The 10,755-nt window shown below is 70.4% G+C and carries 11 protein-coding genes; 7 read left to right on the forward strand and 4 right to left on the reverse strand.

From position 1 onward, the window contains the following. Window positions 1–37: 37 nt before the first annotated feature. Complete coding sequence (locus L3Q65_RS15060) at window positions 38–643, forward strand: TetR/AcrR family transcriptional regulator (protein WP_182889041.1); 606 nt, start codon at window positions 38–40, stop codon at window positions 641–643. Here L3Q65_RS15060 and dmpG read toward each other — a convergent pair. Both dmpG and L3Q65_RS15070 read right to left on the reverse strand, forming a co-directional pair. Continuing rightward, complete coding sequence (gene dmpG / locus L3Q65_RS15065) at window positions 637–1,605, reverse strand: 4-hydroxy-2-oxovalerate aldolase (protein ID WP_237600893.1); 969 nt, start codon at window positions 1,603–1,605, stop codon at window positions 637–639. The genes L3Q65_RS15060 and dmpG overlap by 7 nt on opposite strands. 53 nt (window positions 1,606–1,658) lie before the next feature. Then, window positions 1,659–2,561 (reverse strand): acetaldehyde dehydrogenase (acetylating), encoded by a 903-nt coding sequence (locus tag L3Q65_RS15070; RefSeq protein WP_009078908.1) that lies wholly within the window; start codon window positions 2,559–2,561, stop codon window positions 1,659–1,661. Between the two features lie 39 nt (window positions 2,562–2,600). Between L3Q65_RS15070 and L3Q65_RS15075 the strand changes: the two genes are divergently transcribed. Then, the gene (locus tag L3Q65_RS15075; protein ID WP_182889039.1) at window positions 2,601–3,356 is read left to right on the forward strand and encodes an IclR family transcriptional regulator; all 756 of its coding nucleotides are present in this window, start codon (window positions 2,601–2,603) and stop codon (window positions 3,354–3,356) included. Here the strand turns inward: L3Q65_RS15075 and L3Q65_RS15080 are convergent, their stop codons facing one another. Then, entirely contained in the window at window positions 3,357–3,923 is a 567-nt protein-coding gene (locus tag L3Q65_RS15080) for a TetR/AcrR family transcriptional regulator (protein WP_237600023.1), read from the reverse strand. It abuts the gene before it with no gap. Window positions 3,924–3,975: 52 nt separating this feature from the next. Here L3Q65_RS15080 and L3Q65_RS15085 point away from each other — a divergent pair, with 52 nt between their 5' ends. Then, window positions 3,976–5,193 carry an amidohydrolase family protein gene (locus tag L3Q65_RS15085; RefSeq protein ID WP_237600024.1) on the forward strand — a complete coding sequence of 406 codons (1,218 nt, stop codon included), beginning with the start codon at window positions 3,976–3,978 and terminating at the stop codon, window positions 5,191–5,193. Next, the gene (locus L3Q65_RS15090; protein WP_370648187.1) at window positions 5,190–5,897 is read left to right on the forward strand and encodes an alpha/beta hydrolase; all 708 of its coding nucleotides are present in this window, start codon (window positions 5,190–5,192) and stop codon (window positions 5,895–5,897) included. Before L3Q65_RS15085 ends, L3Q65_RS15090 begins: the two co-directional genes overlap by 4 nt. 118 nt (window positions 5,898–6,015) lie before the next feature. On the opposite strand, the gene L3Q65_RS15095 is transcribed toward L3Q65_RS15090, so the two are convergent. Next, window positions 6,016–7,461, reverse strand: coding sequence for an amidase (locus L3Q65_RS15095; RefSeq protein WP_182889035.1), 1,446 nt, complete (start codon window positions 7,459–7,461; stop codon window positions 6,016–6,018). A gap of 153 nt (window positions 7,462–7,614) precedes the next feature. On the opposite strand from L3Q65_RS15095, the gene L3Q65_RS15100 reads away from it, so the two are divergent. From L3Q65_RS15100 to L3Q65_RS15110, 3 genes are all read left to right on the forward strand, one after another. Continuing rightward, the gene (locus tag L3Q65_RS15100; RefSeq protein ID WP_237600025.1) at window positions 7,615–8,565 is read left to right on the forward strand and encodes a LuxR C-terminal-related transcriptional regulator; all 951 of its coding nucleotides are present in this window, start codon (window positions 7,615–7,617) and stop codon (window positions 8,563–8,565) included. Between the two features lie 136 nt (window positions 8,566–8,701). Beyond that, window positions 8,702–9,964, forward strand: a complete 1,263-nt coding sequence (locus L3Q65_RS15105) for an alpha-hydroxy acid oxidase (RefSeq protein WP_237600026.1) — start codon at window positions 8,702–8,704, stop codon at window positions 9,962–9,964. A gap of 60 nt (window positions 9,965–10,024) precedes the next feature. After that, entirely contained in the window at window positions 10,025–10,690 is a 666-nt protein-coding gene (locus tag L3Q65_RS15110; protein ID WP_182889033.1) for a GntR family transcriptional regulator, read from the forward strand. Window positions 10,691–10,755: the final 65 nt, after the last annotated feature.

Here is a 10,755-nt window from a genome sequence, read left to right on the forward strand (position 1 = left end):
TGACAACATCTGTGGTCAACTCGGGACGGGAGCGGGTATGCCGGGCCGCACGTGGGCGGGCACGACGCTGGACGACCGCAAGGCCCAGCGCCGCGCGCAGCTGCTGGCCGCCGGGCTCGACCTCCTCGGGGCGCAGGGCAGCGCGGCGGTGAGCGTCCGCGCGGTGTGCCGGTCGGCGAAGCTGACCGAGCGGTACTTCTACGAAAGCTTCGCCGACCGGGAAAGCCTGGTCGCCGCTGTCTACGAGGACGTCGGAGACCAAGCCCGGCAAGCGCTGGCCGACGCGGTTTCCGGCGAAGCCGATCCGAGCCGCCGCGCCGAACGAGCCGTCACCGCGTTCGTGGAGCTCGTGCTGGACGACCCGCGCAAGGGCCGGGTGCTGCTGCTCGCGCCGCTGACCGATCCCGCGCTGACCAGCCGCGGCCTGCACCTCCTCCCGGCGTTCACCACGCTCGTCGGCGAACAGTTGTCGCGCGGCGACGAAACCGGCCGCCAGCTCGTGGCGATCGGTCTCGTCGGCGCGCTCAGCAACGTGTTCATCGCCTACCTCGACGGCACGCTGAAGGTGAGCCGCGAGCGTCTCGTCGAGCACTGCGTGCAGCTCGTGCTCGGCGCGGACGCTTTCGACTCGGGCGCTCACTGAGCGGCTGCCCGCTCGTCGCGCAGCCGCAGCGCGATGTCGATGATCATGTCCTCTTGGCCGCCGACGTAGCGCTCTTCGCCGACCTTGTAGAGGATTTCGTGCGCCGGGACTCCGTAGCGCTCGGCCGCGCGTTCGGCGTGCAGCAGGAAGCTGGAGTACACGCCGGCGTAGCCCTGGATGATCGACGACCGGTCCATCACCGGCAGCCGGGTCAGGTACTTCTTGACGACGTTCTCCGCCGCTTCCATCAGAACGTCTTTGTCCACACCGGTTTTGATGCCGAGCCGCTCGAACGTGGCCGCCAGGACCTCCGTCGGCGAGTTGCCCGCGCCGGCGCCGAGGGCGGCGAGCGAACCGTCGATCTGCCGGGCGCCCGCGCGGTACGCGAGCACCGAGTTGGCGACGCCGAAGCTCAGGTTCTGGTGCCCGTGGTAGCCGACCTGGGCGTCGTCGCCGAGTTCCGCGACGAGCGCGGCGACGCGGTCGGAGGCGTCGTCCAGGATCAGCGCGCCCGCGGAGTCCACGACGTACACGCACTGGCAACCGGCGTCGGCCATGATCCGGGCTTGCTTCGCCAGGTCCTCCGGCGTCGACATGTGCGACAGCATCAGGAATCCGACGGTTTCCAGACCCAGATCGCGGGCCGCGCCGAAGTGCTGGATGGACACGTCGGCCTCGGTGCAGTGCGTCGCGATCCGCACCGCGCCCGCGCCGAGGTCGGCCGCCGCGCGCAGATCGGTGACCGTGCCGAGGCCGGGCAGCAGGAGCACCGCGATCTTCGCCTGCTTCGCCTCGTCGACCGCGGCGGCGATCAGCTTTCGCTCGTCCACCAAGGAAAAACCGTAGTTGAAGGTCGAGCCGCCGAGGCCGTCGCCGTGGGTCACCTCGATCAGCGAGATGCCCGCGTCGTCGAGCGCGCGGACGGTGTCGCGCACCTGCTTCTCGGTGAACTGGTGCGCCATGGCGTGGCTGCCGTCGCGCAGAGTGGTGTCGACCAGCCGGACGTCGGTGTTGTTCACGCGGCCACCTCCTGAGCGGCGAAGAGGTCGCCGACGCGCGCGGCGGCGGCGGTCATGATGTCGAGGTTGCCCGCGTACTTGGGCAGGTAGTCGCCGTTGCCCGCGACCTCCAGGAAGACGCCCACGCGGGCCTTGCCGCTCCAGTCCGGCCGCGGCGGGTCGAACTGCGGGTCGGCCTTGAGCGTGTAGCCCGGCACGTACTGCTGGACGTCTTTCACCATGCGGTGCACGGATTCGCTGATCGCGTCGAAGTCGGCGTCCGGGTCGACCGCGCAGAACACCGTGTCGCGCATGATCATCGGCGGGTCCATCGGGTTGATGATGATGATCGCGCGGCCTTTGTCCGCGCCGCCGACCTTCTCGATCGCGTGCGCGGTGGTCTCGGTGAACTCGTCGATGTTCGCGCGCGTGCCGGGTCCGGCCGACCGCGACGACACCGACGCGACGATCTCCGCGTACGACACCGGCGTCACCCGCGAAACCGCGTGCACGATCGGGATGGTCGCCTGGCCGCCGCAGGTGATCATGTTGACGTTGCGGTCGGTCAGCTGGTCGGGCGGGTTCACCGCCGGGCACGTCAGCGGGCCGACCGCGGCGGGCGTCAGGTCGATCGCGCGGATGCCCGCCTCGGCGTACCGCGGCGCGTTGGCCTTGTGCGCCTTCGCCGACGTCGATTCGAACACCAGCTGCGGCAGTTCCGCGCGCGACAGGAGCCAGTCGACACCCTCGGCGGACGTCTCGAGCCCCAGCTTCGCGGCGCGGGCGAGCCCGTCCGACGCCGGGTCGACGCCCACCATGTAGCGCACTTCCACGTGCTCGCTGCGCTGGAGTTTTGCCAGCAAGTCCGTACCGATGTTGCCCGGGCCGACGATCGCGGCCGTCACCTTGCGTTCCGCCATGCCTGCACGGTGCTCGCCGGGATGGGGCACACTCAACCCATGCGTACCACTGGACGGAACGGCGACGGGCTCGTGACCGCGCGGGTCGCCGCCGTGCTGGAAGCCTTCCGCCCCGGCGACGACGCGCTCGGCGCGTCCGAGCTGGCGCGCCGGACCGGCCTCGCGAAGACGACGGTGCACCGGCTGGCCGGACACCTGGCCGACACCGGCCTGCTGGAACGCGACGGCGCCTCGGTCCGGCTCGGACTGCGGCTGTTCGAGATCGGCCAGCTGGCGGTGCGCCGCCGCGGCCTGGTCGAGGCGGCGCGCCCGTACCTGGCGGACCTGCGGGAGGCCACGCGGAACACGGTCCATCTCGCGGTGCTGGAAGGCACCGAGGTCGTGTACCTGGACGTGCTGCGCGGGCCGGACGCGCCGGACCTGCCCTCGCGCACCGGCGGGCGGTTCCCCGCGCACGCGACTGGCGTCGGGAAGGCGATTCTGTCCTGCTCCCCCGACGACGTCGTGACGCGTGTGATCGACGCCGGACTGCCCCGGGTCAGCCCGCGGACGATCACCGCGCCCGGATTGCTGCGCCGCCAGCTGGCACGGATCCGCGCGGACGGGATTGCCTTCGAGCGCGAGGAATCCGGCGTCGGCGTGGTGTGCGCGGCGAGCCCGCTGGTGGACGCGAACGGGCTCGCGGTGGCCGCGGTGTCGATCTCCGGATGGGCGACGCGGATGCGGACCGAACGGGTCGCGCCCGCGGTGCGGACGGTGGCGCTGGCGTTGTCGCGGACGGTTTCCGAGACCTGATCAGCCCTTGCTCATCCGCAGGATCAACGCGACCGCGTCCTCCGAATGCCCCTCCGGGGTCAGCACTTCCTGCAACAGCAGACCGCGGATCGCGGCGACGGCGACGGTCGCCATGGTCCGCGCTTCCTTGACGTCGCGCCCTTCGCGTTCCGCGAGCGAGGCCAGCTTTTCGGTCAGGTCGTCCAGCGAGTCGACCAACTCGCGAAAATCCTCCGGCCGGTACGCGGCCAGCCCTGCGACGTGGAAGAACCCGCGGACCCGTGACAGCTGCTCCGGGCGGGTGTAGGTCCGCCAGATCGCCAGGACGAAGTCGTCGAAGGTGCTCTGCTTCGCTGTTTCGAACAGCACCTCGTTGTCACGGGATCGCTGCGCTTTGAGCATCGCCGCCAGGACGCCCGGCAGCGACCCGAAGTGGTAGCGCAGCAAGGCATGACTGGTGTCCGCCCGGGCCGCGACCTCGCGCAGCGACACGTCCGGCGCGGGAAGAGTCCCTTCGAAGGCATCGAGGAGCCGCGTCAGGAGACGCTCGCGGGCATCGCCCTGGGGTTCCGTGCTTGACAAGGCCACCTCCGCAGTTTATCCATTGGAAAAGAGCAGTGCAACGGCGGAAGGACGGCTCGTGGGACGTTTCCAGGTAGTCGGCGCGACGGTCGCCGACGGGACGGGGCGCGATCCCGCCGACATCACCGTCCCGGTCGAAGACGGGCTGATCGCGCGACCCGGCGCTTCCGGCGAGCGCTTCGACGCCGACGGCCTGACGATGACGCCCGGCCTGATCGACGCCCACGTCCACCTGGGCCTGTCGAGCCCGATCGAACCGCAGTTCGCGTTTCGGCTGAGCGCTGCCGAGCTCGCGGCGGACATCTTCGCCACGGCCGGCGCGGCGCTCGACGCCGGTTTCACGACCGTCCGGGACACCGGCGGGATCGACGGCGGCGTCGTCACCACGATCGCCAAGGGCAAGGTCCGGGGGCCGCGCGTGCTGTCGTGCGGACCGGTCCAATGCCAGACCGGCGGCCACGGCTACTACGGAGCCGAGTGGGAGCCCACGGAACTGTGGAGCAGCCATCACATTCCTGGCCTCTGCGCCCTGTCCATGCAGTCGGGCAACGCGAACGAACTGCGCGGCAACGTGCGCGAGGCCTTCCGCCGCGGAGCCTCTTTCTTGAAGCTGTGCGTGACCGGCGGGGTGGTCAGCGGTCACGACCAACTGACCGACACTCAGTTCACCAGGGAAGAAATCGCGGTCGCTGTGCAAGAAGCCGCCGCGCGCGGCACTTACGTGACGGTTCACGCGCACAACAACGAAGGCATCCGTAACGCGGTCGAGGCCGGGGTGCGGTGTGTCGAGCACGGCACCGACATCGACGAGCCGACGGCCGCCCTCATGGCCGCGCGCGACGTCGCTCTCGTGCCCACGTTCGCCGTCGTCGAGCAACTGCTGCGCGATACCGCGGCCACCGGCCTCAACGAGTCGATCCGCGAGCGCGTGCTGGGTGTTCGCGAGCGGATGGCCGAGGCGCTCGCCGTCGCCAAGAATGCCGGGCTGCGGATCGGGCTGGGCTCCGACCTCATCGGTCCGGCCCAGAACCACCGCGGCGAAGAACTCGCCTTGCGCGCTGCCCTGGAGACCCCGATGGACGCTCTCGTGGCGGCGACGAAAACCAACGCCGAAATCCTCGGGCTCTCCGGCGAGGTGGGAGTCATCGCGCCCGGCTCGCAGGCGGATTTCGTGCTCTGGAACGGAAACCCGCTCGAAAATCCGCAGCTGTTCTCCGACCCGGCCAACGCGATCGTCGTCGTCAAGGCCGGCCGCGTAGTGAAGGACCTCCGATGAGCACCCTGTGGCACGGCTGCCTGGCCGGCACCGACTACTTCGAAATGCGTTCCGGCAGCGGATACGACTACGCCGTCTGGGTCACCACGCCGCCGGGCTACGACCCCGGCACGACGCGAGCACCTGCCTTGTACGTGCTCGACGGCAACTGGACCGTCGGCATGACCGCCCCGCTCATCGTCACCCAGGCGGATCCCATGCAGCAGATCCAGCCGTATCTCCAGGTCAGCGTCGGCTACGCGGGCGAGGAAGCCCAGCATTGGACCCGGCTGCGCAACCGGGACCTCGTGCCGCCCGGCGAGCCCATCGGCCCGGAGTTCGTGGATGCCGTGGAGATGAGCGTCCGCACGGGCAGGATGAGCCGCGAAGAGGCCGACGCCTACCTCGCCGAATTGCGCGACACCCGCGCCGACGTGTTCCTGGCCTTTCTCGCCGACGAACTGCACCCGCGCATCGAACGCGACTACGGCACGGCCGAGAGCGGGCACGGCCTCTTCGGGTATTCGTACGGCGGGCTTTTCAGTCTCTACGCCTGGCTCAGCGGCTGCCCGCTCTTCGAAAGCGTCGGAGCCGGCAGCCCCGGCGTGGTCGGGGAAGACAGCCAGATTTTCGCTCAGCTGCGCGAGCTTGGCGACAGACTGCCCGCCGCCAAGCTGCACGTGACTGTCAACGACCGAGAGCTTTTCGGAGACCTGGCCGTCTAGCAGAACCTCGCGAAGAACACGGCCACGCTCCTGCACCGCCTCCCCTCGCGTGCTGTCACCAGCGAGGTCCTGCGCGAAACGCACGTGACCGGGTTGCAGGCCTCGTTCCTCAGCTATCTCAGGACTTGCCGCTCCGAGTAGCGACGTGGACTGCCGGCCGCCGGGATGCCCACGGCAGCGCTTCCTCCAGGAAAGCGGCGACCCGCAGCAGCAACGACTCCGAACACACCGGACCGCCCAGCTGCACCCCGATCGGCAATCCCTGCGAGGACTCTCCCAGCGGAAGGCTGATCGCCGGGGCACCAGTCTGGTTGAACAACGGCGTGAACGAGCAAGCGTCGAAAAGCTGCCTCGTCCACTCGTCCGCAGCCAGATCGGCGTTCGCGTCGAGCCGGCCCAGCGGCAGGGCCGGGGTGTTCGTCGTCGGAGTCAGCAGCAGGTCGTACTCGGTGAAAAACCGGCCAGCCGCCCGGGAAACGACGTTCATCGCACCCAGAGCCGCGGTCAGTTCCGTCCCGCTGACCGAGCGGCCGTACTCGACGCACGCCCACGTGGTGCGTTCGAGATTCTCCGGACTCGCGGCGACCCCGGTCATTTCCTCGATCCCGGCGACCGCACCGGCCAGGAATCCGGACCACAACACGTGATTCGCGTGCAGGAACGCTTCCCAGCCGAAGACCGGCGTCGCGCGTTCGACGTGGTGACCCGCCGCTTCGAGCAGCTCGGCCACGGCTTCGACGGCCCGCGCGACCTCCGGGTCGACGTAGCTGCCCGACCAGGATTCGGTGTGCAGGCCGATGCGCAGCCGTCCGGGGTCGGCGCCGACCTCGTCGAGCCACGGGCGCGCCGGCGGGGCGAGGATGTACGGGTCGCCCGGATAGCTCACTGCGACCTCGTCGAGCAGTGCCGCGGTGTCCCGGACCGTCCGCGACACCGCGAGTTCGACACCCATGCCGTACAGCGGATCGGCGTAGTCCGGGCCGGTCGGCACCCGGCCGCGGCTGGGCTTCAGGCCGACCAGGCCGTTGCAGGCGGCGGGCACGCGGATCGACCCGCCGCCGTCGTTGGCGTGCGCGATCGGGAGCGCCCCGGCCGCGACCAGTGCGGCTGACCCGCCGCTCGATCCGCCGACGCTGTGCCCGGTGTTCCACGGATTGCGCGTCGAACCGTAGGCCAGCGCTTCGGAGTTGCCGTTGAACCCCAGCTCCGGCGTGGTCGTGACGGCCAGCGTCGCGAGGCCCGCCGCGCGGAAGCGTTCCATGAGGTGGGTGTCGGCCGGCGGCACGATGCCCTTGCCGAGCAGCCGCGTGCCCATCCGGGTCGGCACTCCGGCGGCGTGCAGCACGATGTCCTTGATCGCGAACGGGACCCCGGCGAACCGGCCGCCGCGCGAGTAATCGAGCGGGCGCTCGAACGGGCCGTCCGCGACCGCGTTCAGCTCCGGGTTCACCTTGCCGATGGCTTCGGCCGCGAGCGCGGCGACCTCCTCGGCGGCGACCTCGCCGGAGGCGATGACCGCGGCCAGCGCGGTCGCGTCGAGGGCGGCGTATTCGTCGAGGTTCATCCAGTCTCCTTCAGCCGGGGAACCGGAACGCTACGAGCGGGCGCGGGCGGCGGCATCGGCCGAAAAGCCGTTCCGCCTCCGCCGCGGATGTGCGCCCCGTTGACATCCCGGACAGCGGCCGTTCATGCTCCGTCCGGCAGCGGAGGTTCGGAGATGACCGCGGATGTGCAGTGGTGGGCCCGGCTCGCCCGGGAAGTGCGCGCGGCGGGCCGCGGCGAACTGCCCGTCGAAACCCCGCTCCGCGCGGTGCGGGACAAACTCGGTTTCGCCTGCGTCGCGCTGGTGAGCGGCAGCAAGCAGCGCACCGCGACGGTCAACCTCGGCTACCCGGCGGACATGCTCGGCTATCTGACCACCACCTACCGCTGGAAGTGCCCGATCCACCGGCGCGCGGCCCGCTTGGGCCTGCCGCTGCGCTTCGCCGACATCCCGGAGGTCCACGAGACCAGGACGTACCGGGAAGGCATCCAGCCCTACGGTTTCCGCGAGGGCGTGACGCTGCCGCTCGCGCCGGGCACCGGTCCGGAGCGGAGTTTCATGGCGCTGAGTTCGACGCATGACCGGCCGCTGGACGACGGGTCCTTCCTCGCGCTCACGATGCTGTCGCACGACCTCGCCGCGCTGGCCGACCCCGGTGCCGAACCGGGCGATCCGGCGGCCGACGCCGTACTGCACGTTTCGCCGGCCAAGGTCGACGTGCGCTCGGCAGTGGTGGAGCGGCTGCCGCTGAGCGAGCACGAGCTCCGGCTCGCCGCGCGGTGCGCCGCGGCCGAGCGGACCGGCTTCCGCCACCGGGACGCGGACGGCGTCTGGTGGCAGGTGCGGGCGCGGGCGCGCCGTCCGGACGGAGCGCTGCTGCGGCTCTCCCGCCTGCCCGATCCCGGGCCGCTGACCGGGCGGGAACTGGACGTCGTCGGGCTGGTCGCGCGCGGATGGTCGAACGAGCGGATCTCGGCGGCGCTCGGCATCGCGGTCCGCACGGTGCGCAGCCATGTCGAGTCGTCCCTGGTCAAGCTCGACTGTCCGAACCGGACCGCGCTGGCCCGCCACGCGCTCGAGCACGACCTCGACACGCTCAGTGCACTGGAGGCCGCACACCGCTGATTGTGTCACAATCCTTGCGCTCGGGATGGGTGCGTGTTTCACTCCTCCTGCCCAAGAGTTCCTGAAACGCCGGTGCAGCACGCAGTTCACCGGCTCGCGATTGTGTACCGATTTCTCGGCGGCCAGGAGGCAGTGGATGACCACGTTCGAACCCGAGCACCTGCCCCGGCGGGCGATCAAGCGGCGGCTGCCCCGGCCGTCGGAGATCCGGCCGCTGCTCAAGTTCCGGCAGCCCCGGTTCGACGCCCGCGAGCGCCGCCTCGCCACCGCCCACACCATCGACGACCTGCGCACCATCGCCCGCCGCCGCACGCCCCGGCCGGTTTTCGACTACGTCGACGGCGCGGCGGAGCAGGAAATCAGCCTCGGCCGGGCACGGCGGGCCTTCGAAAACGTCGAGTTGCGTCCGCGCGTGCTCCAGGACGTCACCGAGGTGGTCGCGTCGACGTCAGTCCTCGGTGGACAGTCCGCGCTGCCGCTGGTGCTGGCGCCAACTGGTTTCACGCGCATGATGCACCACGAGGGCGAGATCGCCGTCGCCCGCGCGGCCGCCCGCGCCGGGATCCCGTACGTGCTCTCGACGATGGGCACCACCGATCTCGAAGAAGTCCGGGCCTGCGCGCCTTCCGCACGGCAGTGGTTCCAGCTCTACCTCTGGAAGGATCGCGCCGCGAGCGAAGCACTGGTCGAACGTGCGGCTCGAGCCGGGTACGAAGCGCTCGTCCTGACCGTCGACACCCCGATCGGCGGGGCGCGGATGCGCGATGTCCGGAATGGACTGACGATCCCGCCGACGCTGACCGTCCGCACGCTGGCCGGGATCGCGGTCCGGCCGTCCTGGTGGCTGAACCTGCTGACCACCGAACCGTTGCAGTTCGCCGCGCTGAACAACTTCGACGGCACGGTCGAGGAACTGATCGGCACGATGTTCGACCCGTCGCTGACCGTCGAGGACCTGCGGTGGCTGCGCGGATTGTGGCCGGGAAAGCTGATCGTCAAAGGGATCCAGAGCGTCGCGGACGCCAAGGAGATGGCCGCTTCCGGCGTCGACGCCCTCGTGCTCTCGAACCACGGCGGCCGCCAGCTCGACCGCGCGCCGACCCCGCTCGAACTGCTGCCGCGCGTCGTGGACGCCGTCGGGGACGACTGCGAGGTCATCCTCGACACCGGCGTCCGGACCGGTGCCGACCTGGTCGCCGCGCGGGCCATGGGCGCGTCGGCGGCGATGGTCGGCCGGGCTTACCTGTACGGCCTGATGGCGGCCGGCGAGCAAGGCGTCGAGCGCTCGATCGAGATCCTCCGCGCGGAGTACGTGCGGACGTTGCGGCTTCTCGGCGTCACGCGCACCGACGAGATCACCGCGGAACACGCCTCCCTGCGGCTGCCCGCCCGGCTGTGACGGCGGGCTCGGCTAAGATCGGCAGTCGCTGTGGGAAGTTCTGCTGAAACGAGTGGCGAAGTGCGCGAACAGGCGGGCAGTACGCCGGGAAGCATCGCGCAAGCCCTCCGCGACGATCTCCTGGACGGCCTCCTCGAACCCGGGACGCGGCTCACCGAGGAATCGCTGAGCGCCCGCTTCGGAGCCGGACGGCATTCGGTGCGCTCCGGCCTGCAGACGCTGGTGTCCGAGGGCCTCCTCGAACACCAGCGCAACAAGGGGATCGTCGTCCCCGCGGTGACGACCGAACGCATCGACGCGATGTGCTCGTACCGCTCCATCCTGGAACTCGGCGCGCTCCGGCTCGCTCTGCTCCAGAACGCGAACTTCGACGCCGTCGACGAGGCAGTGCGGCGCCTGGAGTCGATGACCGCCGAAACGCCGTGGCGGCACGTGATCGAAGCGCACAGCGCGGTGCACACGGAAATCGTGACGGCCAGCGGAAACCCTCGCGTCCTGGCGGCGCACCGGGCCTGCGCGAACGAACTGAACTGCATGCTCGCGACCATCCGCGCCGAGTCCTCCGCCGAGCACCTGGCGACAACCCACCGGCACCTCGTCGGCCAGCTCCGCGCTGGCGGCGAGTCGGCTTTGAAGGCGCTCGACGACGACCTGGAACTCGGCGGCCGCGCGATGATGCACCTCGCGCTGCGCCGCCGGAGCGAGGCGCCCCACCTGCTCTCGTGAGTGTCTGTGCCGGCGAGAACCGGCATCACCACTCACGATCGCACCACCGACGCCGTCACATCAGT

This window comes from Amycolatopsis sp. FU40 (genome assembly GCF_021903635.1).
Classification (GTDB): Bacteria; Actinomycetota; Actinomycetes; order Mycobacteriales; family Pseudonocardiaceae; genus Amycolatopsis; species Amycolatopsis dendrobii.